27 protein-coding genes are annotated in these 26,792 nt (G+C 68.0%); 9 read left to right on the top strand and 18 right to left on the bottom strand.

All coding sequences use genetic code 11. The features are described from left to right. Window positions 1-100: 100 nt before the first annotated feature. The 3 genes from AC3WQA_RS15555 to AC3WQA_RS15545 are packed head-to-tail and all read right to left on the bottom strand — an operon-like array spanning window position 101 to window position 2,495. Window positions 101-415 carry a DUF6587 family protein gene (locus AC3WQA_RS15555; protein WP_492675941.1) on the bottom strand — a complete coding sequence of 105 codons (315 nt, stop codon included), beginning with the start codon at window positions 413-415 and terminating at the stop codon, window positions 101-103. Further along, on the bottom strand, window positions 412-2,247 hold the full coding sequence (gene feoB, locus AC3WQA_RS15550; RefSeq protein ID WP_492675940.1) for a ferrous iron transporter B: 1,836 nt from the start codon (window positions 2,245-2,247) through the stop codon (window positions 412-414). The genes AC3WQA_RS15555 and feoB overlap by 4 nt, the downstream gene beginning before the upstream one ends. Next, a complete protein-coding gene (locus tag AC3WQA_RS15545) occupies window positions 2,244-2,495 on the bottom strand; it encodes a FeoA family protein (RefSeq protein WP_492676374.1) in 252 nt (83 codons plus the stop codon). The genes feoB and AC3WQA_RS15545 overlap by 4 nt, the downstream gene beginning before the upstream one ends. 121 nt (window positions 2,496-2,616) lie before the next feature. On the opposite strand from AC3WQA_RS15545, the gene AC3WQA_RS15540 reads away from it, so the two are divergent. From AC3WQA_RS15540 to AC3WQA_RS15530, 3 genes are all read left to right on the top strand, one after another. Next, complete coding sequence (locus tag AC3WQA_RS15540; protein WP_492675939.1) at window positions 2,617-3,411, top strand: enoyl-CoA hydratase-related protein; 795 nt, start codon at window positions 2,617-2,619, stop codon at window positions 3,409-3,411. Between the two features lie 178 nt (window positions 3,412-3,589). After that, window positions 3,590-5,578, top strand: coding sequence for an acetyl/propionyl/methylcrotonyl-CoA carboxylase subunit alpha (locus tag AC3WQA_RS15535; protein ID WP_492675938.1), 1,989 nt, complete (start codon window positions 3,590-3,592; stop codon window positions 5,576-5,578). 173 nt (window positions 5,579-5,751) lie between these two features. Next, the gene (locus AC3WQA_RS15530; protein ID WP_492675937.1) at window positions 5,752-6,651 is read left to right on the top strand and encodes a hydroxymethylglutaryl-CoA lyase; all 900 of its coding nucleotides are present in this window, start codon (window positions 5,752-5,754) and stop codon (window positions 6,649-6,651) included. A 74-nt stretch (window positions 6,652-6,725) separates the two neighbouring features. Here AC3WQA_RS15530 and lpxK read toward each other — a convergent pair whose 3' ends face one another. The 14 genes from lpxK to AC3WQA_RS15460 all read right to left on the bottom strand — a co-directional run bounded on the left by lpxK (window position 6,726) and on the right by AC3WQA_RS15460 (window position 19,998). After that, window positions 6,726-7,730, bottom strand: a complete 1,005-nt coding sequence (gene lpxK, locus AC3WQA_RS15525) for a tetraacyldisaccharide 4'-kinase (protein WP_492675936.1) — start codon at window positions 7,728-7,730, stop codon at window positions 6,726-6,728. A gap of 7 nt (window positions 7,731-7,737) precedes the next feature. After that, window positions 7,738-9,516, bottom strand: a complete 1,779-nt coding sequence (gene msbA, locus AC3WQA_RS15520; protein WP_492675935.1) for a lipid A export permease/ATP-binding protein MsbA — start codon at window positions 9,514-9,516, stop codon at window positions 7,738-7,740. Further along, complete coding sequence (locus AC3WQA_RS15515; protein ID WP_492675934.1) at window positions 9,513-9,944, bottom strand: ExbD/TolR family protein; 432 nt, start codon at window positions 9,942-9,944, stop codon at window positions 9,513-9,515. The genes msbA and AC3WQA_RS15515 overlap by 4 nt, the downstream gene beginning before the upstream one ends. Before the next feature lie 4 nt (window positions 9,945-9,948). Further along, window positions 9,949-10,599, bottom strand: a complete 651-nt coding sequence (locus tag AC3WQA_RS15510) for a MotA/TolQ/ExbB proton channel family protein (RefSeq protein WP_492676373.1) — start codon at window positions 10,597-10,599, stop codon at window positions 9,949-9,951. Between the two features lie 104 nt (window positions 10,600-10,703). After that, a complete protein-coding gene (locus tag AC3WQA_RS15505; RefSeq protein WP_492675933.1) occupies window positions 10,704-13,022 on the bottom strand; it encodes a DNA internalization-related competence protein ComEC/Rec2 in 2,319 nt (772 codons plus the stop codon). A gap of 451 nt (window positions 13,023-13,473) precedes the next feature. Then, window positions 13,474-14,202, bottom strand: a complete 729-nt coding sequence (lolD, locus tag AC3WQA_RS15500; protein WP_492675932.1) for a lipoprotein-releasing ABC transporter ATP-binding protein LolD — start codon at window positions 14,200-14,202, stop codon at window positions 13,474-13,476. Next, window positions 14,195-15,436 carry a lipoprotein-releasing ABC transporter permease subunit gene (locus tag AC3WQA_RS15495; RefSeq protein ID WP_492675931.1) on the bottom strand — a complete coding sequence of 414 codons (1,242 nt, stop codon included), beginning with the start codon at window positions 15,434-15,436 and terminating at the stop codon, window positions 14,195-14,197. Before AC3WQA_RS15495 ends, lolD begins: the two co-directional genes overlap by 8 nt. Before the next feature lie 107 nt (window positions 15,437-15,543). Further along, complete coding sequence (locus AC3WQA_RS15490) at window positions 15,544-15,981, bottom strand: protein YgfX (RefSeq protein ID WP_492675930.1); 438 nt, start codon at window positions 15,979-15,981, stop codon at window positions 15,544-15,546. Further along, window positions 15,953-16,201, bottom strand: coding sequence for an FAD assembly factor SdhE (locus tag AC3WQA_RS15485; protein WP_492675929.1), 249 nt, complete (start codon window positions 16,199-16,201; stop codon window positions 15,953-15,955). Before AC3WQA_RS15485 ends, AC3WQA_RS15490 begins: the two co-directional genes overlap by 29 nt. A 97-nt stretch (window positions 16,202-16,298) precedes the next feature. Then, window positions 16,299-17,081: a succinate dehydrogenase iron-sulfur subunit gene (locus AC3WQA_RS15480; protein ID WP_492675928.1), complete on the bottom strand. Its 783-nt coding sequence runs from the start codon at window positions 17,079-17,081 to the stop codon at window positions 16,299-16,301. Between the two features lie 20 nt (window positions 17,082-17,101). Continuing rightward, window positions 17,102-18,889, bottom strand: a complete 1,788-nt coding sequence (sdhA, locus tag AC3WQA_RS15475) for a succinate dehydrogenase flavoprotein subunit (protein WP_492675927.1) — start codon at window positions 18,887-18,889, stop codon at window positions 17,102-17,104. A 5-nt stretch (window positions 18,890-18,894) separates the two neighbouring features. Then, window positions 18,895-19,308 (bottom strand): succinate dehydrogenase, hydrophobic membrane anchor protein, encoded by a 414-nt coding sequence (gene sdhD / locus AC3WQA_RS15470; RefSeq protein WP_492675926.1) that lies wholly within the window; start codon window positions 19,306-19,308, stop codon window positions 18,895-18,897. Continuing rightward, a complete protein-coding gene (gene sdhC, locus AC3WQA_RS15465) occupies window positions 19,305-19,700 on the bottom strand; it encodes a succinate dehydrogenase, cytochrome b556 subunit (protein ID WP_492675925.1) in 396 nt (131 codons plus the stop codon). The genes sdhD and sdhC overlap by 4 nt, the downstream gene beginning before the upstream one ends. 88 nt (window positions 19,701-19,788) lie before the next feature. Next, complete coding sequence (locus AC3WQA_RS15460) at window positions 19,789-19,998, bottom strand: DUF1674 domain-containing protein (RefSeq protein WP_492675924.1); 210 nt, start codon at window positions 19,996-19,998, stop codon at window positions 19,789-19,791. A 91-nt stretch (window positions 19,999-20,089) separates the two neighbouring features. On the opposite strand from AC3WQA_RS15460, the gene ygfZ reads away from it, so the two are divergent. Both ygfZ and AC3WQA_RS15450 read left to right on the top strand, forming a co-directional pair. After that, window positions 20,090-20,887: a CAF17-like 4Fe-4S cluster assembly/insertion protein YgfZ gene (gene ygfZ / locus AC3WQA_RS15455; RefSeq protein WP_492675923.1), complete on the top strand. Its 798-nt coding sequence runs from the start codon at window positions 20,090-20,092 to the stop codon at window positions 20,885-20,887. Window positions 20,888-21,349: 462 nt separating this feature from the next. Further along, window positions 21,350-21,784 (top strand): cell wall hydrolase, encoded by a 435-nt coding sequence (locus tag AC3WQA_RS15450; protein ID WP_492675922.1) that lies wholly within the window; start codon window positions 21,350-21,352, stop codon window positions 21,782-21,784. A gap of 98 nt (window positions 21,785-21,882) precedes the next feature. Here the strand turns inward: AC3WQA_RS15450 and AC3WQA_RS15445 are convergent, their stop codons facing one another. Then, entirely contained in the window at window positions 21,883-22,464 is a 582-nt protein-coding gene (locus AC3WQA_RS15445; protein WP_492675921.1) for a glycine zipper 2TM domain-containing protein, read from the bottom strand. Window positions 22,465-22,637: 173 nt separating this feature from the next. Here AC3WQA_RS15445 and AC3WQA_RS15440 point away from each other — a divergent pair, with 173 nt between their 5' ends. The 4 genes from AC3WQA_RS15440 to AC3WQA_RS15425 all read left to right on the top strand — a co-directional run bounded on the left by AC3WQA_RS15440 (window position 22,638) and on the right by AC3WQA_RS15425 (window position 26,777). Next, on the top strand, window positions 22,638-23,411 hold the full coding sequence (locus tag AC3WQA_RS15440; protein WP_492675920.1) for a TatD family hydrolase: 774 nt from the start codon (window positions 22,638-22,640) through the stop codon (window positions 23,409-23,411). Between the two features lie 110 nt (window positions 23,412-23,521). Further along, window positions 23,522-24,046 (top strand): MarR family winged helix-turn-helix transcriptional regulator, encoded by a 525-nt coding sequence (locus tag AC3WQA_RS15435; RefSeq protein WP_492675919.1) that lies wholly within the window; start codon window positions 23,522-23,524, stop codon window positions 24,044-24,046. An 11-nt stretch (window positions 24,047-24,057) separates the two neighbouring features. Next, a complete protein-coding gene (locus tag AC3WQA_RS15430) occupies window positions 24,058-25,587 on the top strand; it encodes an efflux transporter outer membrane subunit (protein ID WP_492675918.1) in 1,530 nt (509 codons plus the stop codon). Beyond that, on the top strand, window positions 25,584-26,777 hold the full coding sequence (locus tag AC3WQA_RS15425; protein ID WP_492675917.1) for an HlyD family secretion protein: 1,194 nt from the start codon (window positions 25,584-25,586) through the stop codon (window positions 26,775-26,777). Before AC3WQA_RS15430 ends, AC3WQA_RS15425 begins: the two co-directional genes overlap by 4 nt. Window positions 26,778-26,792 lie beyond the last annotated feature (15 nt).

Below are 26,792 nucleotides of genomic sequence, written 5' to 3'. Positions count from 1 at the left end.
ACTCTCATCCAGATCCGCAATTTGTCACCACCCTCCACCCGGCATTTCGGTCGCGATCCAGCTGCGGCAAATCCGCGCAGGGACATATATGCGCGACCGCCTACTTCCGACGAGGACGAAAAACCAGCGGTAACGGCTCCACGCCGACCACCGCGTGCGCGGCAGCCGGCTTCTTCGGCCCGCAGGCGCCGCAGGTGCTGCAGCCATCGGCGCAATTGCCGGTGGCCTGCTTCGGCTGCAGCCGGCGGGCGAGTGCCTGCGCCAGGCGCGAATCGCGCTTGCGGGCAAACCGGATCGAGGCGGCCGCCAGCCAACGGTTGCTGAGCTGCGGCGCGAGCTTGCGCAGAACCACCAGCACGCTGGCCAGCACGATCAGGCCAAGGATGACGTATTGCGCCAGGAGTCCGTTGCTCATGCCAGTGCGCTCGCGATCTGGTAGACGAGGAAGGAGGCCGCATAGGCCATCACGAACTGGTAGCCGAAGGAGACGGCCACGATGCGCCAGGAGTTGGTCTCGCGCTTGATGACGGCCAGCGTGGACATGCACTGCGGCGCGTAGGCAAACCACACCAACAGCGACAGCGCACTGGCCAGCGACACGTGCGCAGCCAGCGCCGGCCCCAGTGCGCCGGCATCGCCGCCCACCGCATACACCGTGGCCAGCGCGGCCACCGCCGTCTCGCGCGCGGCAAAGGCGGGGATCAGCGCCAGGCTCATCTGCCAGTTGAAGCCGATCGGTGCGAAGGGGTACGCCAGCCAGCGGCCGAGGTGGCCGGCGAAACTGTAATCGATCGCCGGATCGGTGGCGCCGGCCGGCGCGCCGGGAAAGCTGGCGAGCACCCACATCAGCACGGTGAGCGCGAGGATCACGCCGGTCAGGCGCTTCATGAAGACCATGCCGCGCTCGTACAGGCCGATGCCCACGTCGCGCGCCTTGGGCAGGCGGTAGGACGGCAGCTCCATCAGCAGCGCGTGCTCGCCCCGGTCGCGGCGCACGCGCTTCATCACCCAGCCCACCAGCATCGCGCCGGCAATGCCGGCCGCGTACAGCGCGAACAGCACCAGGCCTTGCAGGTTGAACACGCCGAGCACGGCATGCGCGGGAATGAAGGCGGCGATCAGCAGCGCATACACCGGCAGTCGTGCCGAGCAGGTCATCAGCGGCGCCACCAGGATGGTGGCGAGGCGGTCGCGCGGATCGGTGATGGAGCGCGTGCCCATGATGCCGGGGATGGCACAGGCGAAGCTGGAGAGCAGCGGGATGAAGGAGCGCCCGGTGAGCCCCACCGACACCATCAACCGATCCAGCAGGAAGGCCGCACGCGGCAGGTAGCCGGACTCCTCCAGCATCAAGATGAAGAAGAACAGCACCAGAATCTCGGGCAAAAAGCCCAGCACCGTACCCAGACCGCCGAAGATGCCCTCGTTCACCAGTCCCTGCAGCGGCCCGGCCGGCAGCCACGCGGCCACCTGCCCGCCCAGCCAGCCGAAGCCGTCGCCAATCAGGTCGGTCATCGGTTTGCCCAGCGAGTACACCGCCTGGAACACCAGAAACATCACCAGCGCAAGGATGGCCAGGCCGAACACCGGATGCAGCGCCCAGCGATCCAGCGCGTCGTCCAGCGCGGCGGTGTGGCGCGGCATGGTCACCGTGGCGGCGAGCAACTCGCGCACCTGGGCATGCAGGTCGGCGCGACTGGCACCGTCATCGGGCTGCGCGAGCGCCGGCTCCGGCAGCTCGCCATCCACGCGCGCCACCAGCGCCCTGGCGCCGCCACGCTGCACGGCGACCGTTTCCACCACCGGCAGGCCCAGCCGGCGCGAGAGCCCGGCTACGTCGATTTCGATGCCACGGCGGCGCGCGGCGTCCATCATGTTGAGCGCCAGCACCACCGGCCGCCCCAGCCGCCGCACCTCCAGCAAAAAACGCAGGTGCAGGCGCAGGTTGGTGGCATCGGCCACGCAGACGATGAGGTCGGGCACCGCTTCGCCGGGGTAGTTGCCGGTGAGCACGTCGCGGGTGATCTGCTCGTCCGGGCTGACCGCATCGAAACTGTAGGCGCCGGGCAGATCCAGAATCTGCAGCACGCGGCCGGAGGGTGCGATGAAGCGACCTTCCTTGCGCTCGATGGTGACGCCGGCATAGTTGGCCACCTTCTGCCGGCCGCCGGTAAGCAGGTTGAACAATGCGGTCTTGCCGCAGTTGGGATTGCCCACCAGGGCAATGCGCAAGGCGTCGGCACTCATGCCGTCACCGCCTCGCCTACGCTCACGTTCACCCGCGCGGCCTCGGCGCGGCGCAACGCGAAGCGCGTGTAGCCGATCTGGATCAGGATCGGATCGCCGCCCAGCGGCGCCACCGCCGCCACGCGCACCCGCTCGCCCTCGACAAAGCCCAGGTCACGCAGACGCTGTGCAATCGCATCATCGGCATGGGCATCCGCCACGCCAGCCACCACGGCGGAACCACCTTTGGGCACATCGGACAGACGCACGGTTTCGCTCTCGTGCAAACAAGAATGGTTCGCATTGTACCCGAGCCCCGTTTTTGTTGCAGTGCTCAGGCGATGGCGCCGTGTCGCACTAAAATGGCGCTTTTCGTCGCAGGACTCGTCGATGACCACCGCCATCCAGATCGCCAACGACAACGGCGTGCGCACGCTCACCATGGATCGGCCCAAGGTGCACAACGCCTTCGACGATGCGCTGATCGCCGAATTGACCGCCGCGCTGGAGGCCGCCGACACCGATCCCACCGTGTGCGCCGTGGTACTCACCGGCAACGGCAGTTGCTTCTCCGCCGGCGCCGATCTCCACTGGATGCGCTCCATGGTCGGCGCCAGCGAAGAGGCCAACCGTACCGATTCGCTGCGCCTGGCGAGGCTCATGCGCACCCTGCAATTCCTCGCCAAGCCCACGATTGCCCGCGTCAACGGCGCGGCCTACGGCGGCGGCGTGGGCCTGGTGGCCTGCTGCGACATCGCCATTGGCCTGGCCGCCGCCAAGTTCTCGCTCTCCGAGGTGAAGCTGGGCCTGGTGCCGGCGGTGATCTCGCCCTACGTGGTGGCCGCCATCGGCGTGCGCCAGGCGCGGCGGCTGTTTCTCACCGGCGAGGTGTTCAGCGGCGCGCGCGCGGCCGAAATCGGCTTGCTGCACGAGGCGGTGGCGCCGGATGAGCTGGACACCGCAACGGAGCGCGCCATCCACCTGGTGCGCAAGGTGGCCCCGCTGGCCCAGCGCGAAGCCAAGCAACTCGCCTTCCGCATGGGTGGCCAGGATCGCACCTTCGCGGAAAAAATCGACGAGCTCAACGCCGCCCTGATCGCCCGTCTGCGCGTGGGCGAGGAAGGCCAGCACGGCCTCACCGCCTTCCTCGACAAGCGCGCGCCGCGCTGGGTGGCGGAAGGCTGACGCCAACCCACATTCCCCCATCCTTTCGTTCGCCCCGGACGTCGGCGCGCGGCGCCGGAGCCGAAGGGTATCCCGCGATGCGCTTCGACGCCGCTTGCCATCGCAAGCTACGCTCGGCACGAGCGAAGTTCGGCCACGTCTGCGGCACATCGCTGCTCAAGTCACCCAAGGAATCCGCATGTTCGAACGCGTACTGATCGCCAACCGCGGTGAAATCGCCTGCCGCGTGATCCGCACTTGCCGCCGGCTCGGCATCCGCGCCATTGCGGTGTACTCCGAGGCCGACCGCGATGCGCAGCATGTGCGCCTCGCCGACGAAGCCTGGCCCATCGGCGGCCCGCTGCCGGCCGACTCCTACCTGCGCATCGACGCCATCATGGAGGCCGCGAAGAAGAGCGGCGCGCAGGCGATCCATCCCGGCTACGGTTTTCTTTCGGAGAACACCGCCTTCTCGCGCGCCTGCAAGCAGGCCGGCATCGTGTTCATCGGCCCCGACCCCGAAAGCATCGAGGCGATGGGCTCGAAGGCCGCCGCCAAGCACCTGATGGCCAGGCACGCCGTGCCGCTGGTGCCGGGCTACGACGGCGACGAGCAGGACAACGCCTACCTGGCCGAGCGTGCGCACGAAGTCGGCTATCCGCTCATCATCAAACCCTCGGCTGGCGGCGGCGGCAAGGGCATGCAGATCGTGCGCTCCGACGCCGAGTTCCCCGCCGCGCTGGCCACCGCACAGCGCGTGGCCCAGGCCGCGTTCGGCGACGCCAGCATGCTGCTGGAGCGCTACATCGAAACACCGCGCCACATCGAGTTCCAGGTGTTCGGCGACCGCCACGGCCACGTCATCCACCTGGGCGAGCGCGAATGCTCGGCGCAGCGCCGCTACCAGAAGGTGCTGGAGGAAACGCCCTCGCCCTTCCTCACCCCCGAGCGCCGGGCGGCGATGGGCGCGGCTGCCGTGGCCGCCGCGCGCGCAGTGAACTACGTGGGCGCGGGCACAGTGGAGTTCATCGTCGGCCCCGCCGGCGATTTCCACTTCATGGAGATGAATACGCGCCTGCAGGTGGAGCACCCGGTCACCGAGCTCACCCACGGTGTGGATCTGGTGGAATGGCAGTTGCGCGTGGCCAACGGCGAAGCCTTGCCGCTCACGCAGGACGAGATCGTCTCCACCGGCCACGCCATCGAAGTGCGCCTCTACGCCGAAGACCCCGAGCAGAACTTCCTGCCCGGCTCCGGCAAGCTGCACACGTTGCGCCTGCCCACACCATCGGAACACGTGCGCCTCGACGGCGGCGTGATCGAAGGCGACACGGTGACGATCTTCTACGACCCGATGATCGCCAAGCTGATCGTGTGGGACGAAGACCGCCCGCGCGCGCTCACCCGCCTGCGCCAGGCGCTGGCGCAGTGCGAGATCGACGGCCCGAAGGCCAACATCGCCTTCCTCGAACGCCTCGCCCGCCACGGCGCCATCGTCGAGCACCGCATCGACACCGGTTATCTGGATCGCCACCTCGACGAGTTCGTGGTCGGTCAGCGCGAGCCCGACACCCGCACGCTGCTGGCCGCCGCCACCGCCGCCTTGATGTACGACGAGGCCGCCATCGCCACGAACCCTGCCGACCCACACTCGCCCTGGGCCAGCGCCGACGCCTGGCGCATCGGCCACGCCGGCAAGCGGATGGTCGCGCTGGCGCGCGGCGAGGCACGTTTCGAGATCGAAGCCTGGGGCCACGCCGGCGACTACCGACTCAAGCACGGCGACATCCTTTGCGAAGTGCGTGGCGCACGTTTTGACGGCGCCACGCTCAGCGCCCGCTTCGACAACGAGGCCGAGCGCCACGCCCTGCGCGCCGACGCCCGCCGCGTGCTGCTGCACGACGCCAACGGCCAGCGCTGGCGGCTTGAACGCGTGCCCGCCTATGCGTGGGAATCGAAGGACGCCGCTGGCGGCAACCAGATCATCGCCCCCATGCCAGGCCGCATCGTGCTGGTGAAAGCCAAACCCGGCGACACGGTCGAGCAAGGCCAGGAACTGCTGGTGATGGAGGCGATGAAGATGGAGCTGGCCCTGAAGGCGCCCCGCGCCGGCACCATCGAGAGCATGCACGCCACGCAAGGCGAGTTCGTCGAAGCCGACGCGGTGCTGGTGCGCTTCGCTTCTTAGGGCGGGCACCATCCACCGACTCTCATTCGTGGTGCGCGCAACGGGCGGTACATCCCAGCCGCACCGCACCGCACACGTAGGAGCCCGCTGGCGGACGATACTTTTGTTTTGATGCATCAGAGCAAGAGCATCGCCCGCCAGCGGGCTCCTACCTACCTCTAGCGGAGTTTCCCATGCCTCCATCCAACCACGTCCGCCTCGTCGAAGTCGGCGCCCGCGACGGCCTGCAGAACGAGAAGACCCTGCTGCCCGCCGACGTCAAGATCGCGCTGATCGACCGGCTTTCCGCCACTGGCCTGCAGACGATTGAAGCCACCAGCTTCGTCAGCCCGAAGTGGGTGCCGCAGCTGGCCGACGCGGCAGAGGTGTTCGCCGGCATCCGCAAGCTGCCGGGCGTGAGCTATCCGGTGCTGGTGCCCAACCTCACCGGCTACGAACGCGCCCGTGACGTCGGCGCCACGGAAATCGCCGTGTTCACCGCCGCCAGCGAAGCCTTCAACCGCAAGAACGTCAATGCCTCCATCGACGAATCCATCGAGCGCTTCGCGCCGGTGATCGAGCGTGCCAAGGGGGACGGCGTGGCGGTGCGCGGCTATGTCTCCACCGTGCTCGGCTGCCCCTACCAGGGCGAGGTGCCAGTGGCGGATGTGGTACGCGTGGCGCAGCGCCTGCACGAGCTTGGCTGTTACGAGATTTCGCTGGGCGACACCATCGGCGTAGGCACGCCAGCGAAGGCGCGCGCCATGCTGCACGCGGTGGCGCAGGCCGTGCCGATGAAGGCGCTCGCGGTGCATTTCCACGACACCTACGGCCAGGCGCTGGCCAACATCCTCGCCTGTCTGGAAGAAGGCGTGCGCGTGGTGGACAGCGCCGTCTCCGGCACCGGCGGCTGCCCATATGCCAAGGGCGCCACCGGCAACGTCGCCAGCGAGGACGTGGTCTACATGCTGCACGGCATGGGCATGGAAACCGGCATCGACCTCAACCTGCTGATCGCCACCGGCGCCTGGCTCGCCACGCAGTTGCACAAGGACACCGCCAGCCGGGTCACGCGGGCACGCACCGCCAGCTGAAGGCCGGCGGACGTTTTCGTCCCCGCCGCGCAGGCAGCCATCGGCGACCGCGCGCGGATTGCACGGCGCACGCCTCAGCGCGTCCGCGCCAGCTTGTCGACCGGCGTGCGAACCGGCAGCCGCGCCAGCACGGCGTCGACGAAGGCTGGCGGCAACTGCGCACGCACCGGCACGCGCCACCAGTGGGCTTGCGCGAAGGCGCGGCATTTCACGGCGTCCTTGTCGGTCATCAGCACCGGCAAGGCGTCGCTGAAGGCGAGCTCGGCGGCGGCGAAGGCGTGGTGGTCGGCGAAGGCATGTTCGATCACGTCGAGGCCGGCCTCGCGCAGGCTGGCGAAGAAGCGCACGGGGTTGCCGATGGCGGCCACGGCGTGCACGCGCTGGCCGGCGAAACCTGCCAGCGGCTGGCTGCGCAGGCCGTCCAGCGAGACCGCCGTGCCGCCCGCCAGTTGCATGGGGTATTCGCCCGCCTGCGGCACGCCGCTATTGCACACGCGAAAGCCCACCGCATCCAGCCGATGCAACGGTTCGCGCAAGGGGCCGGCGGGCAGCAGGTGGCCGTTGCCGAAGCGGCGTGCGCCGTCGATCACGCACAGTTCCACGTCGCGGGCGAGGCGGTAGTGCTGCAAGCCATCGTCGGCGATCACCACGTTGCAGCCCGCCGCCACCAGCAGTTGCGCGGCGGCGGGACGATCACGCCCTACCGCCACCGGCACGCCGCTGGCGGCGATCAAGCAGGGTTCGTCGCCCACTTCGGACGGATCAGGTGCGGCATCCAGCAGCAGCGGTTCGCGCTGCCTGCCACCGTGACCGCGACTGACCACGCCGGGATGCAGGCCGCGCTCGCATAGCTGCGCCGCGAGCGCGATGGTGAGCGGCGTCTTGCCGGTGCCGCCGGCGGTGAGGTTGCCGATCACGATGACCGGCACGGGCAGTCGCACGCTGCGCAGTACATGGAGCCGATACAGGGCGCGCCGCAGTGCGGTGAGCGCACCGTACAAGCCGGCCACCGGCCAGCACCACCACGGCACGCGGCCCTTGCCGTACCACGCTTCGACGAGGGCATCCACGCGCGCCACGGCGGCCTCAGTCGCTGCCGAAGCTGGCGTCGTGGAACTGCATGTGGTGCAGCGCGGCGTAGTGGCCGGCGAGCGCCAACAGTTGCGCGTGCGTGCCGCGTTCGACGATGCGGCCCTGCTCCATCACGGCGATCTGGTCGGCGCCTTCGATGGTGGAAAGCCGGTGCGCGATCACCAGCGTGGTGCGATGGCGCATCAGTTGTTGCAACGCTTGCTGGATCAGCCGCTCGGATTCGGTATCCAGCGCGCTGGTGGCCTCGTCCAGCACCAGGATCGGCGCGTTCTTCAAGATCGCGCGGGCGATCGCGATGCGTTGGCGCTGCCCACCGGAAAGGCTGTTGCCACCCTCGCCGATGGGCGTGTGGATGCCCTGCGGCAGACGCGCGATGAACTCCATCGCGTTGGCGGCCTCCGCTGCGGCGACGATCTCGGCCTCGCTGGCGCCGGCCAGCTCGCCATAGGCGATGTTGTTGGCCACGGTGTCGTCGAACAGCACCACGCTCTGCCCCACCCAGGCGATCTGCCGGCGCAGCGAGGCGAGCGTGTAATCCTGATAGCTCTCGCCGTCGAGCACGATGCGCCCGCCGGAGAGTTCGTTGAAACGCGGCAAGAGGCTCACCAGCGAGCTCTTGCCACTGCCCGAGCGCCCCACCAGCGCGGTGACCGTGCCCGGCGCGCAGTGCAGATCCACCCCGCGCAGCGCTTCGAAATCGTTGCGCGGGTAGGTGAGCCGCACATCCTCGAAGCGCAGGTCGCCACGCGTGCGCGCAAGCTCGCGCGTGCCCTGGTCGGTTTCGGGTGGCAGGTCGATGATCTCGAACAGATCATCAGCCGCAGACAGTCCGCGCTGCACGTTGGCCTGCACATTGGCGAGCCGGCGTAGCGCTGGCAGCATCATGCCCATCGCCGTGAGCACAGCCACAAACACGCCTGCCGACATGTTATCCAGCACTCGCGGCCGTGTGCCCATGAACACCAACGCAGCCAGCGCGCATGCAGCCACCAACTGGATCGTGGAACTGGATGCCGCATTGGTCGCCGCAATCTTCAAATTCAGCCGACGGGTGTGCCGGGTGACCTCACCGAAGCGCCCGCTCTCATGGGCCTGGCCACCATAGATACGCACCTCACGATGCGCACCGACCGATTCCTCCACGGTGCCCGTGACCGAGCCCATCGACCCCTGAATCCGGCGACTGATCTTCCGATAGCGTCGACTAACCACCGCAGCAATCAAAGCAATCATCGGCACCATCACCAACAGCACCGACGTGAGATAAACGCTGTTGTAAAGCATCACCGCAAGCATGGCCATGACGGTGAATCCATCGGTCACGACTGTTTTTATGGCGTCAGTCGCTGCTGATGCCACCTGTTCGCTGGTGTAGGTAATACGGGAAATCTGTTGCCCTGACGGCTCGGCACCGTAAAACGCAGCAGGAAGCCGCAGATAGGCATCGAAAACATCCTGCTGGATCGCCTGAACCACATGGCGGCCCATGTACGAAACACCGTAACTGCTGACAAAGCTGGCGACTGAACGCACAAGAAAAAGCGCGATAATCCAGATCGGCATCCAGAAAATCAGATACGGGTCTTTCTTCGTGAACAACTGGTCGGTGATGATCTTGAAAAGATCCGTGAAAATCGCCTGACCACTACCATCCGCCAGCATGGCAACTACTGAGATCAGGCCAACCACCCAGTAACGGCGGGTATATCCCAACAATCGCTTGTAGATGCGCCAGGAATCGGCATCCCAAATGGTGGTTCTCTCGTCACTCACCGAACCGTGTCCGGCTTGCTCGGCGTGGTGGCGATGGAGAGCTTGGTGAAGCCCAGTTGGCCCAGCGCGTCCATCGCGGTCACCACGCTCTGGTGCGACGACAGCGCGTCGGCGCGGATGGTCACCGGCTGATCGTGCTCGCCATTGGTGACGCGCGCGATCGCCTGCTTGAGCGCATCCACGCTCTGCCCCGGCACCGCATCGCTACCCACCCAGAAGTGGCCGTCGCGCTCGACCATGATGATGAGCGCCGGCGCGTTCATGTCGCGATCCTGCACGCTGGCGCTGGGCAGGGTGAGCTGCATGCGCGAGTGCTGGATGAAGGTGCTGGTGAGCACGAAGAACATCAGCAGCGTGAGCAGCACGTCGATCAACGGCACTACGTTGATCTCGAACTCATCGCCACGGCGGTCGTTGCCGATGCGCATGGCGTCAGCCCGCGTTCGGCGCAGCCGGCGTCGCCGCCCGGCGCGGTGTGGCGCGCGGGGCTGGCGCGGTCGGCAGGGTGAGGTCGTCCAGCAAGGCGGTGGCCTGTTTCTCCATCTCCACGCAGTAGCCAGCCACGCGCGAGCGGAAATAGCGATGCAGCACGTACGCCGGGATCGCCACGGTAAGGCCCGACGCGGTGCAGATCAGCGCCTCGCCGATACCGCCGGCCATCTTCGCCGGGTCGCCGATACCGCCGGCCATCACCTGCATGAACATGCGGATCAGGCCGATCACCGTGCCGAACAGGCCCAGCAGCGGGCCGATCAGCGCGATCGTGCCCAGCGTCGAAAGGTAGCGCTCCATCCGGTGCACCACATGGCGACCGGTATCCTCGATGCGCTCCTTGATGAGCTCGCGGCCGTGGCTGCGCACCGCCAGCGCGGCGGCCAGCAGCTCGCCCAGCGGCGAGCCTTCGGCGAGCACGGCGAGGTGCTTGGGATCGAGCTGGCCGCCGCGTGCCCACTGGCGCACTTCCTCGCCCAGCCCCGGCGGTAGCACGGCGCTGCGCCGCAACACCCAGAAGCGCTCCAGCACGATGGCCAGCGCGACCAGCGAGCACACGAGGATGGGCAGCATCGCCCAGCCACCAGCCATCAGGATATCGAGCACGTTGATTTCCGCCGGTCGAACGAAATGGAAGGAGCGCATCATAGCAGCCGCTCCGGCCGGTTCCGTGGCGGAGGCGGCGGTTCGGGAAATCAGGGCGTCTCGCGCCAGTAGCGCGGCTCGCGCCGCCGCCAGCGTGCCGTGACGCGGGCAGGTCCGGCAACGGGAAAGGCCAGCGCCAGCGCCCCGCTGTCGGCGGTATTCAGCACTGGCACGCCGGCAGCGGCATACCGCGCCAGCACCTCGGGCTTGGGGTGGCCAAACCGGTTGCGCCAGCCCGCCGAGACGATGGCCAGCGGCGGCGCCACGGCGGCGATGAAGGCGGGGTCGGAGGACTGCTTGCTGCCGTGGTGCGGCACCAGCAACACCGGCGACGGCCCCGCACCCAGCGCCGCCGCCACTTCCGGCTCGATCTTCTTCGTGATGTCGCCGGGCAGCAGCAGGCGCCCACCCGCGCCTTCCACCAGCAGCACGCAGGAACGATCATTGCCCTTGCCGGCGGCGCCCGGCATCGGATGCAGCAGGCGGAAACGCACGCCATCCCACGTCCAACCTTGCCCGGCCGCGCACCCCGCCATCGGCAGCGGCATGCGCTGCGGCTCGCCGGCGTAACGCAGCGCGCCGGGAAAGGCCGCCACCACGGCGGGCGCGCCGCCGGCATGGTCGTTGTCGGCATGGCTCACCAGCAGCACGTCCAACCGCCCCAGCCCGAGCGCACGGATCGACGGCAGCACCGCCGCCTCGCCCAGGTCGAAACCGGAGGGGTAACGCGCGCCGGTGTCGTACAGCAGCACATGCCCGCGCGTGCGCACCACCACCGCCAGCCCCTGCCCCACGTCCAGCACCCAAGCCTCGAACGCGCCGACCGCCGGCTTTTCCAGCGGCGGCCACAGCAGCGGCAGAAACAGCAGCAGTCCCAATCCGCGCAGCGGCACCCCGCGCGGCAGAAACAACCACAGCGCACCCAGCGTGGCCAGCACCAGCGCCCACGGCTGCACCTCGGGCAGGTACCAGTGCGCGCCGGGCCAGATCGCCATGCGTTCCAGCAACCACCACTGCGCATGCGCCAGTTGCCCCGTCAGGTACAACACCGGCGCCGCCAGCGGCGGACACACACCGAGGCAAATCACGCCCAGCAAGGCGCCGGGCACGATCACGAAACTCACGAAGGGCACGGCCATCAGGTTGGACAACGCGCCCACCAGCGAAGCCTCGCCAAAAAACCACAGCGTCAGCGGCAGCAGGGACACCGTCATCAACAACTGCCCGGCGCTCAGCTCATGCAGAAACGCACGCAGCCCACGCCCTCGCGATTGCAGGCACAGCATCAGCAGCGCCACGCCGGTGAAGGACAACCAGAAACCCGCCGCCAGCACCGCCAGCGGATCGCAAGCGAGGATCGCCAACATGGCCAACGCCAGCGAATGCGCACCACTGCCGCCGCGCCGCGAACAGCGCGCCAGCGCCACCACCGCGATCATCAACAGCGTGCGCACCGTCGGCAAGCCAAAGCCCGCCAGTGCGCTGTAGACGCCGGCCACCAGCAAGGCGCCCGCCGCCTGCGCCTGCATGCGCGGCAACCGCAGCGCCAAGCCCGGCCACAGCAAATACAGCGCGCTGGCCAGCCACACGCCGAACATGGCCGACACGCCCACGTGGAAACCTGAAATGGCGATCAGGTGCGGGATGCCGTTGGCCCGCGCTACCTCCCAGTCATGCTGGCTCAAGCCCCGCGTATCACCCACCGAAAAGGCCGCGAGCAGCGCCGCATCGTGCGGATCGCGCACACGCGCGGCAATGCCTTGCACGATGGCCGCGCGCACGCCGTCCACGCACCATCGCTGGCCGAGCCGCGCATTGCCTGCGTCCTCGCGCACGTAGCCGGTGGCCACGATGCGCCGCTGCAAGGCCATGCGTTCGGCGTCGCTCGTGCCGGGGTTGATGAGGCCGCGCGGACGCTTCAAGCGAAGCCGCAGTCGCCAGCGCTGACAAGGCGCCAGCGGCGGCGCCTGCTCGTACCAGGACACCATGCTGCGACCACGCAAGGGCACGGACCGACCGTCCAGCGTGGCACTATCGATCTCGAAGGCAAAGCGCGTGGCATCCTCCCGCACCTCCGGCAACTCGTCGATATGCCCCGTCACCACGAAATCGCGGCCTTCCAACGCACGCGGCAAACGCGCGTCCATCGCGCCGGCGCCAACGTGCATGGCCCACAGGGCGCCCACGGCGATGCATAGCGGCAAACGCCAACGCGGGAAGCGCCAGAAGGCCAGCGCAATGGGCAGCAGGAGCGGCAGCGACAACCACGCCGGCGGCAGCGCGGGCAGCCATTGCACGGCGAGCACGCCCAGCAGCAGCGCGGGAGCTGCTGTCGTTGTGCTGATGGGTGGGTGGCTGGATGGCACCATGCCTGCATCCCTCGGTACGGGGTTGAGGCTAGCGGGTTGTCGCTGCGGAATTGGACGAAAGGCGTGTAGGCGAAAGCCTCGCGAGGCACACGCTTGCAGCTTCTGGCGCGCACGATGCGCGCCTGCTCTTCCGGGCCCCCTGGGCGGCGGTGAGGCGGGGGCGGCGAGGCCGCGCAGCGGGCGAGGCCAAGGATGGCCTCGCCTTTTCGCGCGGACAGGAGTCCGCTCGAAAAGCCCGGCCACGGCTCACGAACTTGCCGGGCACGGATGCCCGGCAAGCGCCGCCCCGGGGTGTCGTTTCCTCTTGGTTACTTCTCCTTTGGACAAGCAAAGGAGACGTAACTCGGGCGTCCGAAGGACGCACGAAACGGTTTCGATGTCACGGACAACGAAAAAGACAGAAACCCCTCTCCCCTGCCCCTCTCCCGCAAGCGGGAGAGGGAAAACGAAGCTACCCGCGCACCGCCTCGCGCAACACGCCACCATGCAGCACCAGGGTGCGATCCATGCGCGCGGCAAGGCGGTGGTCGTGGGTGACCAGGACGAAGCTGGTGCCGACCTCGCGGTTGAGCTCCAGCATCAGCTCGTAGATCTGGTTGGCGTTGCCCTCGTCGAGGTTGCCGGTGGGCTCGTCGCCCAGCACGCAGGCCGGCTTGGTCACCAGCGCGCGCGCCACCGCGCAGCGCTGGCGCTCACCGCCGGAAAGCTCGGCCGGCTTGTGGTGCGCGCGCGCGCCCAGGCCTACCCGCTCCAGCAAGGCCGCTGCCCGCTTCGTCGCTTCGGCAATCGCCGTACCGCGGATCAACAACGGCATGCACACGTTTTCCAGCGCAGTGAATTCGGGCAAAAGGTGGTGGAACTGGTAGATGAAACCCAGCGAGCGGTTGCGCACGCGCCCACGCTCGGCGTCGGAGAGCGTCGACAGTTGGCGGCCGTCCACTTCCACCTCGCCGGCGGAAAGCGTGTCCAGCCCGCCGAGGATGTGCAGCAGGGTGCTCTTGCCCGAACCCGAGGCGCCGACGATGGCCATGGTCTGGCCGCGCTTGAGCTCGAAGCTCACGTCGCTGAGCACTGGGGTATCCAGCCCGCCCTCGGCATAGGTCTTGGCCACACCGCGGGCACGCAGCACAGGGGTGTTCGACGGCATCGGCGTGCTCTCGATCAACGTGTTCTCATTCATAGCGCAGCGCCTGCGCCGGCTGCGTGCGCGAGGCGCGCCACGCGGGATACAGGGTGGCCAGCAGCGCGAAGCCGAAGGTAATCAGCGCCACCCAGCCCACGTCGACCCATTCCAATCGGCTGGGCACTTCGCTGATGTAGTAGACGTCGGGCGAGAGGAACTGCACGTGGAAGACGTGCTCGATCACCTTCACGATGCCCGGCAGCTTCCACGACAGCAGCGAGCCCAGGCTCACGCCGAAGCCGATGCCGACCAGGCCCACCAGCACGCCCTGCACCATGAACATGCCCATGATGCTGCGTGGCGTCGCGCCCAGCGTGCGCAGGATGGCGATGTCGGCCTGCTTGTCGGTGACCAGCATCATCAGCATCGAGATCAGGTTGATGACCGCCACCAGGATGATGAGCGAGAGGATCACGAACATCACCTTCTTCTCCATCGAGATGGCGGAGAACAGGTTGCTGTTGGTCTGCTCCCAGGTCTGCACCTGGTAGACCTGGCCCAGTTGCCCAGCCAGATCGTGCGCCACCTTGCGCGCGTTGAAGAGATCGTCGAGCTTCAGGCGGATGCCGCTGGGACCGTCGAGGCTGGCCAGCTTCCCGGCATCCTGGATATTGACCAGAGCGAGGCCGGAATCGGCCTGCTCGACGCCCATGGAGAACAGGCCCGAGACATGGAAGCCGCGCATGCGCGGCACGCCGCCGAAGGGGGTGGCGCGAAACTCGGGCACCGCCATCACCACCTGGTCGCCCACGTTCACGCCGAGCTGGGCGGCGAGATCCGAACCCAGCACGATGTTCCAGCTGCCCGGAGTGAGCTGGTCGAGCCGGCCGTGGATCATGTGCTGGCCGATGTCCACCACGCCCGGCTCCAGCGCGGGATCGATGCCGCGCACCAGCGCCGCCGCCGGCGCGCGGCCCTGCAACAGCGACTGGATTTCCACATAGGGCGCGGCGCCCTTCACGTGCGGATTGGCCTCGGCCGTGGCCAGCGCGCGCCGCCAGTCGTGGATGCCTTCGCCGAAGCCGGCGATGGTGGCATCGGACACCGTGCTCAGGATGCGCGTCTTCAGCTGGTAGTCGAAGCCGTTCATCACGCTCATCACCGTGATCAGGGCGATCACGCTGATCGAGATGCAGACGATGGAGACGGCGGAGATGAAGGAGATGAACTGGTTGCGCCGCTTGGCGCGGGTGTAGCGCAGGCCGATGAAGAGTTCTAGCGGTCGAAACATGGGCGCTCGCGATGGGCTCGGCGGGCAGGCATGCCCGAAGAAGCCGGCATTATCCGGCATTCGCATGGACAGCGCAGGGGCGTGGAAAGTGTCCGCGCAGCGTGGATTCAGATGCGCGGCGTGGCGGGCGCGGCCTGCACCAGCGCCAGGCGCATGCGCAGGCGGCGACGGGTGTCGGCATCACTGTTGTCAGCGGCCAGCAAGAGCACATGCTCGCCGGCAGGCATGGCACGCAGGCGCAGCAGCACCCAATCGCCCAGCACGCGAAACGAAGCCAGCGTGGCCGGCGCATCGCTGCCGTCGGCGAAGTGCAGGCTCCAGTTGCCGTCAGCGTTCCAGCCAGTCGCACGCACCGGCGAAGCCTGCCAGCGGCGCACGACGCGCCACACCAACAAGACAATCCCGATGGGCAATGGCCTCTTCAACCAAGGCGGCAGTCCAGACAAGACGACGGCAAGAATCGCCAACACCGCCACCATCCACAGCAGGCGCGGCAGCCAGCGCGAGGGGCGGTACTCAAAGCCGATGGCGGGCGCGGATGTCATCGATGATCGCCTGCCAGTCCGCGCGCGGCGCCTTGGCGTGACCCATCACCCAATCCCACAGGTCGGGATCCTGCACGTCGAGCAGTTCGTCGAAGGCCTGCTGAAGTTCGGCACTGGCGCCGTCGAAGGCCTCATCCAGCCAGCCGCCCATCAGGGCGTCGAGTTCGCGCGTGCCGCGGCGGGTACGCCAGCGCAGACGCTTGAGCCGGGCTTGATCCATGGGTGCTCCATCCTCGTGTTCGGAGGCAAGTGTAACGGCCCGCCACAAACGCGACAGGCCGCGCAAGGCGGCCTGTCGCGCGATGCAGCGGGCGAGCTCAGGCGGAGCGACGCTCCACCATCAGCTTCTTGATTTCCGCGATCGCCTTGGCCGGATTCAGGCCCTTCGGGCAGGTGCGGGTGCAGTTCATGATGGTGTGGCAGCGGTAGAGCTTGAACGGGTCTTCGAGGTCGTCCAGGCGTTCGCCGGTGGCTTCGTCGCGACTGTCCACGATCCAGCGGTAGGCCTGCAGCAGGATCGCCGGGCCCAGGTACTTGTCGCCATTCCACCAGTAGCTGGGGCAACTGGTGGAGCAGCACGCGCACAGGATGCATTCGTACAGGCCGTCGAGCTTCTTGCGGTCTTCCGGCGACTGCAGGCGCTCCTTGTCGGGCACCGCGCTCTGCGTGCGGATCCACGGTTTGATCGAGGCGTACTGGGCGTAGAAGTGGGTGAGGTCGGGCACCAGATCCTTCACCACCGGCATGTGCGGCAGCGGGTAGATCTTGACGTCGCCGGCCTTGAGCCGGTCGATGGCGCAGATGCAGGCCAGCGTGTTGGTGCCGTCGATGTTCATGGCGCAGGAGCCGCAAATGCCCTCGCGGCAGGAACGGCGGATCGTCAGCGTGGGATCGATCTCGTTCTTGATCTTGAGCAGCGCATCCAGAACCATCGGGCCGCACGCGGCCAGATCCACCTCGAAGGTGTCGACGCGCGGGTTCTGCCCGTCGTCAGGGCTCCAGCGGTAGATGCGGAAGGTGCGCGGTTTCTTCGCGTCCTTCGCCGGCCAGTGCTTGCCGGGCTGGATCTTGGAATTCTTCGGTAGCGAAAACTCTGCCACAGTGGCTCTCCAGTCCGGAATTAGTAAACGCGCTTCTTCGGCGGCACCACCTCGACCTCATCGGTCAAGGTGAACATGTGCACCGGGCGGTAGTCGAAGCTGGTCTTGCCGTGCTCGTCGACCTTCACCAGGGTGTGCTTCATCCACTCGGCGTCGTTGCGATCCGGGAAATCCTCGCGCGCATGGGCGCCACGGCTTTCCGGACGCTGCTCGGCCGAGTGCATGGTGCCCACGGCCTGGTCGAGCAGGTTGGCCAGTTCCAGCGTCTCGATCAGGTCGGAGTTCCACACCAGCGAGCGGTCGGTGACCTTCACCTGCTGGAAGGAGTCGTACACCTTGTCGATCTTGGCGCAGCCGGCCTTGAGCGTCTCGCCAGTGCGGAACACCGCGGCGTCGGCCTGCATGGTGCGCTGCATGTCCAGGCGAACCTTCGCGGTGGGCAGCTCGCCGTTGGCGTGGCGCAGGCCGTCGAAGCGCGCCAGCGCCTTGTCCAGCACGCTGGCGGGCAGATCCTTGTGCGGCGCGCCGGGCTTGATGATCTCGGCGCAGCGATGCGCCACCGCGCGGCCGAACACGACGAGGTCGAGCAGCGAATTGGAGCCCAGCCGGTTGCCGCCGTGCACCGACACGCAGGCCGCCTCGCCGATGGCGAACAGGCCGGGCACCACGGCGTCGACGTCGTCGCCCTTCTTCTGCACCACTTCGCCGTGGTAGTTGGTGGGGATGCCGCCCATGTTGTAGTGCACGGTGGGCAGGATCGGGATGGGTTCCTTGGTCACGTCCACGCCGGCGAAGATGCGCGCCGACTCGGCGATGCCCGGCAGCCGCTCGTGGATCACCTCGGGGCCGAGGTGCATCAGGTTGAGGAAGGCGTGATCCTGGTGCTCACCCACGCCGCGGCCTTCGCGGATCTCGATGGTGATGGCGCGGCTGACCACGTCGCGCGAGGCCAGATCCTTGGCGCTGGGCGCGTAGCGCTCCATGAAGCGCTCGCCCTTGGAGTTGGTGAGGTAGCCGCCCTCGCCGCGCACGCCCTCGGTGATCAGGCAGCCGGCGCCGTAGATGCCGGTGGGATGGAACTGCACGAATTCCAGATCCTGCAGCGCCAGGCCCGCGCGCAGCACCATGCCGCCACCATCGCCGGTGCAGGTGTGCGCCGAGGTGGCGCTGAAGTAGGCGCGGCCATAGCCGCCGGTGGCCAGCACCACGCCCTGCCCGCGGAACACGTGCAGGGTGCCTTCGTTCATGTCCAGCGCGAGCACGCCGCGACACACGCCTTCCTCGTCGAAGATCAGGTCGGTGGCGAAGTATTCGACGAAGAACGTGGCGTCGTGCGCCAGTGCCTGCTGGTACAGCGTGTGCAGCATGGCGTGGCCGGTGCGGTCGGCGGCGGCGCAGGTGCGCTGCGCGGTGCCCTTGCCGTAGTGCGTGGTCATGCCGCCGAACGGGCGCTGGTAGATGTGGCCGTCCGCGGTGCGCGAGAACGGCACACCGTAGTGCTCCAGCTCGATCACCGACTGCGGCGCGTTCTTGCACATGTACTCGATGGCATCCTGGTCGCCCAGCCAGTCGCCACCCTTCACGGTGTCATAGAAGTGGAAGCGCCAGTCGTCCTCGCCCATGTTGCCCAGCGCCGCGGCAATGCCGCCCTGCGCCGCCACGGTGTGCGAGCGGGTGGGGAACACCTTGGTGACGCAGGCAGCCTTGAGGCCCTTCTCGGCCAAGCCGAAAGTGGCGCGCAGGCCGGCGCCGCCGGCGCCCACCACGATCACGTCGTACTTGTGCTGCTGAATCTTGTAGGCTTCCATCGAACTCAGACTCCCAGTGCAATGCGCAACACGGCCAGCACGCCGGCGAGCGCGCACAGCACGGCAAGAAACTTGATGGCCACCAGCAGGACGACTTCCTTCCAGCGGGTGTGCACGTAATCCTCGATCACCACCTGCAGGCCGAGCACGGCATGCCAGAACATGGTGACGACAAACAGGATCAGCAGCAGCGCGTTCCACGGCTTGGCCACCGCCGCCCGCGCGACGGCGTAGTCAGCGTGCAGCAGAGAGAGCACGGTGAACACGAACCACAGACCGAGCGCGATCAGCGCCGCGGCGGTGACGCGCTGCGTCCACCAGTGGCCCACGCCATGCTGGGCCGAGCCCAGACCACGCGCATGCTTCATCGGATGGCGCAGCTGGCTGCGCACATCATCGGTACCTACGCGCAGGTTCATGCAGCACCTCCTTGAGCGAGCACGCAGGCCCAGATGAGCACCGTAATCACAAAGCTGCCGATCACCGACAACCAGCTCGAGCGCACGAACTGGGGAATCCTGTAGCCTGCGCCGGTGTCCTGCACGAGGTGGCGGATGCCGTTGCACAGATGGTAGCCGAGCGCCCAGGTCCAGCCCAACAGCAGCAGCATGCCCGGCACGCTGCCGGTGCACACCTTGAACTGCGCGAAGGCAGCCTCGCCGGCGGCCAGCGCCAGGATGCCCCAGACCACCAGCAAGGTGCCCACGGCCAAGGCAACGCCGGTGGCGCGATGCAGGATGGAAGTCACCATCTGGATCTGCCAGCGGTAAACCTGCAGATGGGGTGAGAGCGGGCGGGGCGTATCTGCCATGGCGGCTATCCTGTGGTGGAATCGCTGGAACTTTCTGCCACACCGAACCGCGCCACGCAACGGCACCCACGCCGCCGCGCGGGGCGCATCAGAAATCGATACAGCGCCCGTTCTTTTCCCAATCGCCGTAGCGGGTGGGGTCGAGCGCCGGCTTTTCCTTTGCTTCCGTCCCCGCCGCCGGCGATGCCGGCACGGCCGCGGGCTCCGCGGGCGCGGAGGCAGGCATGGATTCGGATGGGCGGGAAAGATCGGTCATGGTCGTTGAATCGAGCAGCGGAAGGTTAATACTTGCGCCCATGCCACACAACCTTGACGAAGCTCAGCACGCTGCCCACACCCGCGCCGCGACCGCTTGCACCAACCACACGGCGACCACACATGACACCACCATGCCCACCTCCAGTCGCGCCGAAACCCTGTTGATCGAAGGCGCCGACGCGCTCACCTTCGCCCACGCACAGTTCAGCAGCGACGTGCGCGCGCTGGCTGTCGGCAGCTGGCAGTTCAGCGCCTGGCTCGACGCCCACGGCCGCGTGTGCGCGTTGTTCCAACTGGCCCGCCTGGAGGAGCAGCGCCTGCTGCTGCTGTTGCGCGGCGGATCGGCGGCCACGCTGGGCGATGCATTGCGTCGTTTCGTCCTGCGCAGCCGCGTCAACCTGCAGGCCGCGCCATGGCGCACGCTGGCCGCGGGCGCCGCCTTGCCCCTGCACACCCTGCAAGCGTCGCCACACAGCATCGCACTCGGCGCCGACACACACAGCCTGCGCATCACCGCCGACGGCGAAAGCAACGATCAGTGGCGCGCGCCACAACTGCTACTGGGCTGGCCATGGCTGCCGGCAGACGCAGCGGGAACCCTGCTGCCGCCTGCCCTTTCGCTGCATCGCCTGCACGCCGTCAGCACCAGCAAGGGCTGCTATCCGGGCCAGGAGATCGTGGCGCGCCTGCATTTTCGTGGCGGCAACAAGCGCCATCTGCACACCGTCGCGCCCTCGTGCGAGGTACGTCCCGGCGAGCGCCTGCGCCGCGATGGCACGGAGGTCGGCCTCGTGCTCGACGGTACCGCGATGATCGATGGACGCATGCATGCGCTGGCGGTGCTGCATGAGGATGTCGCCATGCCGGACATGGTCTTGCCGCTCGACGACAGGCTGACGCTGTCGCTCATGCATCGCTGGGAAGACTGACGCCCACGCATCGTCGCCACAGCATGAACAATCGTTCAGATTGACCGGTATTTCGCGCTATTTTTGCCTGCGGCGCAGCGTCGCGGCACTTGCCTCGCAAAAAAGCCGCCATTAGGCTCCGCCCACCATCACCGCGGCAGCCGCTCTCACTAGGCCGCCGATACACGCGACGAACCGGATGTTTCCGAATCGGCGCGACCTGGCCAACAAGCCAGATGGCACAACCGCTTCCATGCGGAACTTGTTGCAGGCAGCCCGGCACCTCCGCCACATCACGCTCCCCTGCAGACCCCAACTCGACCGGCAACACCCGTCGATCGACGCCACAATCCCGTGGCATTCGCGCACGCCACAAGTTTCGGCCGCGCGATTCATCCAGGTGGAACGGCCTGCCCGCCCGTCCATCGCAACGGCGCGCAAGACAGCACAACGTCTGCGCGTACAGCACGCTGGAGGCAGATCATGAAACTTTCCATGCTGTTATGGCTGACTTCGCTGATGCCCCAGCCCGTCGCCAACCAGGCCTGTCTGGCCACCACGGTGTATCTGGAAGCGCGCAGCCAGCCCACCATTGGCCAGCTGGCCGTGGCCGAAGTCGCCATGCGCCGGCGCGAGCGCGGCCAATGGGGCAAGACCGTCTGCGCCGTGGTGATGGCGCCGCACCAGTTCGCCACCACCACCACGCCGGGCTCGTTCGACATCGTCAATCCCGCGGCCTTCGGCAAGGCCTGGGAGATCGCCGGACGCAGCATCCACGACTGGCAACTGCCGGCCGCCGAGCGACGCATCGTCGTGCCGCGTGCCGACCATTTCGCCGCGGCATCCGTGGCACCGGCGTGGTCGCGCAACAAGCACGCCATCACCATCGCCGACCACACTTTCTACGCGGTCAACTGAGCACTGCCAAAAACGACCAAGGCCATCTTCCGATGGCCTTGGTCGTTTTTGGACGTCTGGACGTATGGACGTCCAAGCTCTTTCAACACGTCACGGCATCACTGGTTGCCGGCCACCACGCTCACGCCTTCCTGCACCTGCACGCGGTCGCCCGGGTCATGATCCATGCGCACCGTGCGGGTGACACCATTGAAGACGTACTGCACGTCGTAGGCCACGATCTTGCTGCTGCTGTTGGTGACCGTATCGCAGCGCCGTTCGACACTGGAGCTCGTCTGCGCCGTGTGATGCGCGTTCTCGATGCGATTGCCGGCGTAACCTCCGCCCACCGCGCCAGCCACCGTGGCCAGGGTCTTGCCCTTGCCGCCACCCACCATGTGGCCAAGCAGACCGCCCGCCACCGCGCCGATCGCGGTGCCGGCAATGTTGTGCTGATCCTTCGGCGGCTCGGTGTGGTTCACCACTTCGTTGTGGCAGACCTCCTTCGGCGTGTTCGTGCTCGAACGCACCGGCGTCACGCTCACCACCTTGGCGTATTGCGGGCCAACCGGCTGCTGCGCCGCCGGCTGCCCGTCCGCCCCTTGCGTGCCCGCATCGGCGCTGCGGTTGCACGCCGCCAAACCAACGGCGAGCGCCGCCACGATGGCTACGTTGAGTGCCTTGACGATCGACATTTTCATGAATGCTCTCCTGTGATTGCTGATGCGCGTCGCCCCCTGCGGGCACGTGGCGCCATTGAAACCGCAACAGCCTGAATACCGGCTAGACCATCGCCATTACAATAACTTCACAAGGTCACCGCAGCCGCCGCCGTACACGCCGACTTGCACGAAACGAGAGGTCGATCACGCCCATGCTCATCGACAGCCACGTCCATCTCGACGCCAGCGCCTTCGACGCCGACCGCGACGACGTGTTGCGGCGGGCTGCGGCGGCGGGCGTACGCCAGTTGGTGATCCCGGCCACCGACGCGGCAAGCTGGCCGCGCATCCATGCGCTTTGCGCGGCACAGCCGCAGACCCTGTTTCCGGCCTTCGGGCTGCACCCGCTGTTCCTGCAACCGACCGCTCCCACGCAACTCGACGACCTGCCCGACTGGTGCGTCAGGCACGACGCCGTGGCCATCGGCGAAACCGGTCTGGACTTCCATACGTCCGAACCTTCGCCCTCCCTGCAGCGCGCCTGCTTCGAGCACCAGCTGGCGCTGGCCCGCGAACTCGACCTGCCGGTGATCGTGCACGCCAGGCAGGCGCTGGAGGAGGTCACCCTCGCCCTGCGTCGCCATCCTGGCGTGCGCGGCGTGGTGCACAGTTTTTCCGGCAGCGCGGAGCAGGCGCGCCGGCTGGGGGAGATCGGCTTCCATATCGGCATCGGCGGCCCAGTGACCCACGAACGCGCGCAGCGCCTGCGCCGCATCGTTGCCGGCATGCCGATCGAACGCCTGCTGCTGGAAAGCGACGCGCCCGACCAACCCGACGCCGACCATCGCGGCCAGCGCAACGAATCGGCGCACGTCACCAACGTACTGCGCTGCGTGGCCACCCTGCGCGGCGAAGCCGAACCGGCCGTGGCTGCCGCCACCAGCGCGAACGCACGCCGCCTGTTCCGCCTGCCCGACCCTGCCTGACCACACCCATTCACCGTCGGCCACCCGTGGTGGGAACTCGCGCCAGGCACTTGCGCCACGCGCCAAGCCGCGCCACACTTTAGTTCACCAGTGAAATATGAATTGATGAAATGCAACAGCTCGGCAAATGCATCGTGATGATGGACGAAGGCGTCGGCCGCATGCATGCGGCCATGCCCGGCCTGCCCGTCGAGGCGGCCACGCTGTGCCGGCTGATGTCCATGGTCGGCAAGCGCATGGACGAAGGCCTGGAAGAGAAACTCAAGCCACACCAGCTGAACCACAGCGAATTCCTCTCCCTGATGATGCTGCACAGCCGGCCCGACGGCAGTTCCACGCCGGGCGAACTGTGCGAATTCACCTCGCAGGGCAACACCAACATGACGCGCATCGGCAACGCGCTGGTAAAGCGCGGCCTGATCTCGCGCGGCGCCAGCGCCAATGATCGCCGCTGCGTGCTGATGCGCATCACCGCCGCCGGCCGCCGCTTCGTGCAAAAGATGCTGCCGCCGATGTTCCCGCACACCGAGGCGATCTTCGCCGGCTTCAGCGGCGCCGAACGCCGGCAGTTCAGCCGTCTGCTGCGCAAGCTCGCCAAGAACCTCGACCAGCTCGACGCGCACGACGCGTCATGAAGGATGCCCCGATGACCTTCGCCCCGCCGCGTGCGGCCCTGGCCCTTGCCGTTGCGCTCTCGCTCGCCGGCTGCGCCTTTGCGCCACCCAAGCTTGCCCACCCCGAGCTGCGCGACGACGTGCCGCTGGCCGGCCTGTCCGTGCCCGCCCGCGCCGGTTGGCCAGCCACCGACTGGTGGCGCGGCTACGCCGATCCGCAGCTCGACGAGCTGATGGCGCGCGCGTTGCAGCACTCCCCCGACCTCGCGCAGGCGCAGAGCCGCGTGAACAGCGCCAATGCGGCGGTGAAGCTCGCCGCCGCGCAGGCCGGCCTCAGCATCAACGGCAGCGCGCAGGTTGCTCGCCAGCGCGTCAGCGGGCACGGCCTGATGCCACCCAAGCTGCTCGGTTTCACCTGGTACAACCAGGCCGACCTCGGCGTGCAGTTCCAGTACGACTTCGACTGGTGGGGCAAGCAGCGCGCCGCCATCGAGAGTGCGCTTGACCAGGCCCATGCCGCCGAGGCGCAGCGCGCGGCGGCCGCACTGACGATCCAGAATGCCGTGGCCGCCACCTATGTCGGCTGGCTCGCCGATGAGGCACGGCTGACGCTGGCCGAACAATCGCTGACGGTGCAGCAGCATCTGCTCACCGTCGCCGAGCTGCGCGTGAAGCAGGGTGTCGACCTGCCCGACAGCGTGCAGGAGGCGCGCGCGCGCATCGCCGGTGTGGAGCAGGCGCAAACCGCGCTGGAAAGTTCGGCTCGCATCCGCAAGGTGGCGCTGGCCGCCTTGCTCGGCGTGGCGCCCGCGCAGTTGCCGGCCCTGTCGCCGCGTCCGTTGCCGGCGGTGCGCGGCGGCCTGCCCGCCGATGCCAGGCTCGACCTGATCGCCCGCCGCCCCGATATCGCCGCCAGCCGCTGGCAGGTGGAAGCCGCGCTGAAGCAGACCGACGAGGCGCGCGCGCAGTTCTATCCCGACCTCAGCATCACCGCGCTGGCGGGGCTGTCCAGCACCAACCAGGCTGCTCCCGCGCTGTTCGGCGGCGGCGGTTCGGGCAACCTCGCCAACGTGTTCAGCCCAAGCAGCCGCGTGTTCGGCCTCACGCCGGCGCTGCACCTGCCCATTTTCGAGGGTGGCCGGCTCAAGGCGGCCTACGGTGTCCGTCGCGCCCAGCTCGACGACGCGGTGGCGCAATACGACGCCAGCGTGTTCCACGCCGCGCGCGAAGTGGCCAGCCAGGCGCTGGCGACCGAGCAGCTCGCCGCCACGCGCCAATTGCAGCAACAGCAGGTGGATGCCGACGCGAAGCTTTACGCCAACGCGCAGGCCCGCCTGCAGCACGGTGTGCGCGACGTCCGCGAAAGCCTCGCCATGCAGGCGCAACTGCTGCAACAGCAGGATCAGTCCATCGCCCTGCACGCGCAGGCGCTCGCCACCGACCTCGACCTCATCCACGCCCTGGGCGGCGGCTATCGCATGCCGCCGGACGCCAGCGCCGTCGCACCCGTCTCTTCCAACGCATCACCATCAAAGAACGCCAACCGGAGCCCCCGCCCATGAGCGCCACCGAGTCCGCACTGCCGCAGGATGCCAACGACAGCGGCCTCGCCGCGAAGGATCCACCCAAGCGCCGCCGCGCACTCCTGGTGACCGCCGCGGTTTTCACCGGCGCGGCGCTCGCCTGGTACCTCCTTTGGGCGTTCGTGTTCTCCACCCGCGAGAGCACCGACAACGCCTATGTCGGCGGCAACCTGGTCGGTATTTCCGCCCAGGTGCCGGGCACCGTGATCGCGGTGCTGGCCGACGACACCGAACACGTCGACGCCGGCCAGGTGCTGGTGAAGCTCGATCCCACCGATGCGGACGTGCGCCTGCGCCAGGCGAAGAGCGCGCTGGCGCTGGCGGTGCGCCAGGTGCGCGGGCAGACCGACAGCGCCAGCGGCTTCGACGCCGCCGTGGCGGCGCGCCAGGTGGAGCTGCAGAAGGCCCAGGCCGATCTCAAGCGCCACCTGCCGCTGGTCGCCGCGCAAGCCGAATCGCCCGAAATCGTGCAGCACCTGCGCGATGCCGTGGCCGGTGCGCAAGCCGCGCTGGATGCGGCGCAGGCGCAGGCCAAGGCCGCGCACGCCGCCGTCGCCGGCACCGACGTCGCCAACAATCCCGCCGTGGCGCAGGCGCGCGCGAACTTCCGCGCCGCCTGGATCGCCACCCAGCGCAACACCATCGTGGCGCCGGTGTCCGGCTACGTGGCGCAGCGCAGCGTGCAGTTGGGCAACAGCGTGGCGCCCGGCACGCCGCTGATGAGCGTGGTGCCGCTGCATCACCTGTGGGTGGATGCCAACTTCAAGGAGAACCAGCTGCGCCACATCCGTATCGGCCAGCCGGCGAAGCTCACCACCGACCTCTACGGCGACAAGGTCGTGTACCACGGCAAGGTGGTGGGCCTGGGCGCCGGCACCGGCAGCGTGTTCTCCCTGCTGCCGGCGCAGAACGCCACCGGCAACTGGATCAAGGTGGTGCAGCGCGTGCCGGTGCGCATCGCGCTGGACGACCAGGAGCTCGACCAGCATCCGCTGCGCGTGGGCCTGTCCACCGACGTCACCGTGGACATCCACGGCGACCAGGGCAAGGCGCTGGCCACCGGCCCCGCCCTGCCAGCGGCGGCAACCAGCGTGTACGACGGCGTCGCCGGCGCCGCCGACGCCGAGGCCGACAAGGTGATCCGCGCCAATCTCGGCAAGTCGCACTGATCCAGGCCGGTTCGC

It is taken from the genome of Rhodanobacter sp. FW106-PBR-R2A-2-24 (assembly GCF_058789615.1).
Note: the sequence above shows the minus strand (reverse complement) of the source record. Positions and strands in the feature narration are given on the sequence as shown.

Bases quoted from the DNA above. Each gene is read 5' to 3' on its own strand.
- AC3WQA_RS15555 (WP_492675941.1), bottom strand. From the start codon at position 415: ATGAGCAACGGACTCCTGGCGCAATACGTCATCCTTGGCCTGATCGTG.
- feoB (WP_492675940.1), bottom strand. From the start codon at position 2,247: ATGAGTGCCGACGCCTTGCGCATTGCCCTGGTGGGCAATCCCAACTGC.
- AC3WQA_RS15540 (WP_492675939.1), top strand. From the start codon at position 2,617: ATGACCACCGCCATCCAGATCGCCAACGACAACGGCGTGCGCACGCTC.
- AC3WQA_RS15535 (WP_492675938.1), top strand. From the start codon at position 3,590: ATGTTCGAACGCGTACTGATCGCCAACCGCGGTGAAATCGCCTGCCGC.
- AC3WQA_RS15530 (WP_492675937.1), top strand. From the start codon at position 5,752: ATGCCTCCATCCAACCACGTCCGCCTCGTCGAAGTCGGCGCCCGCGAC.
- AC3WQA_RS15515 (WP_492675934.1), bottom strand. From the start codon at position 9,944: ATGCGCATCGGCAACGACCGCCGTGGCGATGAGTTCGAGATCAACGTA.
- AC3WQA_RS15510 (WP_492676373.1), bottom strand. From the start codon at position 10,599: ATGGCTGGTGGCTGGGCGATGCTGCCCATCCTCGTGTGCTCGCTGGTC.
- AC3WQA_RS15505 (WP_492675933.1), bottom strand. From the start codon at position 13,022: ATGGTGCCATCCAGCCACCCACCCATCAGCACAACGACAGCAGCTCCC.
- lolD (WP_492675932.1), bottom strand. From the start codon at position 14,202: ATGAATGAGAACACGTTGATCGAGAGCACGCCGATGCCGTCGAACACC.
- AC3WQA_RS15495 (WP_492675931.1), bottom strand. From the start codon at position 15,436: ATGTTTCGACCGCTAGAACTCTTCATCGGCCTGCGCTACACCCGCGCC.
- AC3WQA_RS15490 (WP_492675930.1), bottom strand. From the start codon at position 15,981: ATGACATCCGCGCCCGCCATCGGCTTTGAGTACCGCCCCTCGCGCTGG.
- AC3WQA_RS15485 (WP_492675929.1), bottom strand. From the start codon at position 16,201: ATGGATCAAGCCCGGCTCAAGCGTCTGCGCTGGCGTACCCGCCGCGGC.
- sdhA (WP_492675927.1), bottom strand. From the start codon at position 18,889: ATGGAAGCCTACAAGATTCAGCAGCACAAGTACGACGTGATCGTGGTG.
- sdhD (WP_492675926.1), bottom strand. From the start codon at position 19,308: ATGAACCTGCGCGTAGGTACCGATGATGTGCGCAGCCAGCTGCGCCAT.
- sdhC (WP_492675925.1), bottom strand. From the start codon at position 19,700: ATGGCAGATACGCCCCGCCCGCTCTCACCCCATCTGCAGGTTTACCGC.
- AC3WQA_RS15460 (WP_492675924.1), bottom strand. From the start codon at position 19,998: ATGGGCGCAAGTATTAACCTTCCGCTGCTCGATTCAACGACCATGACC.
- ygfZ (WP_492675923.1), top strand. From the start codon at position 20,090: ATGCCCACCTCCAGTCGCGCCGAAACCCTGTTGATCGAAGGCGCCGAC.
- AC3WQA_RS15450 (WP_492675922.1), top strand. From the start codon at position 21,350: ATGAAACTTTCCATGCTGTTATGGCTGACTTCGCTGATGCCCCAGCCC.
- AC3WQA_RS15445 (WP_492675921.1), bottom strand. From the start codon at position 22,464: ATGAAAATGTCGATCGTCAAGGCACTCAACGTAGCCATCGTGGCGGCG.
- AC3WQA_RS15440 (WP_492675920.1), top strand. From the start codon at position 22,638: ATGCTCATCGACAGCCACGTCCATCTCGACGCCAGCGCCTTCGACGCC.
- AC3WQA_RS15435 (WP_492675919.1), top strand. From the start codon at position 23,522: ATGCAACAGCTCGGCAAATGCATCGTGATGATGGACGAAGGCGTCGGC.
- AC3WQA_RS15430 (WP_492675918.1), top strand. From the start codon at position 24,058: ATGACCTTCGCCCCGCCGCGTGCGGCCCTGGCCCTTGCCGTTGCGCTC.
- AC3WQA_RS15425 (WP_492675917.1), top strand. From the start codon at position 25,584: ATGAGCGCCACCGAGTCCGCACTGCCGCAGGATGCCAACGACAGCGGC.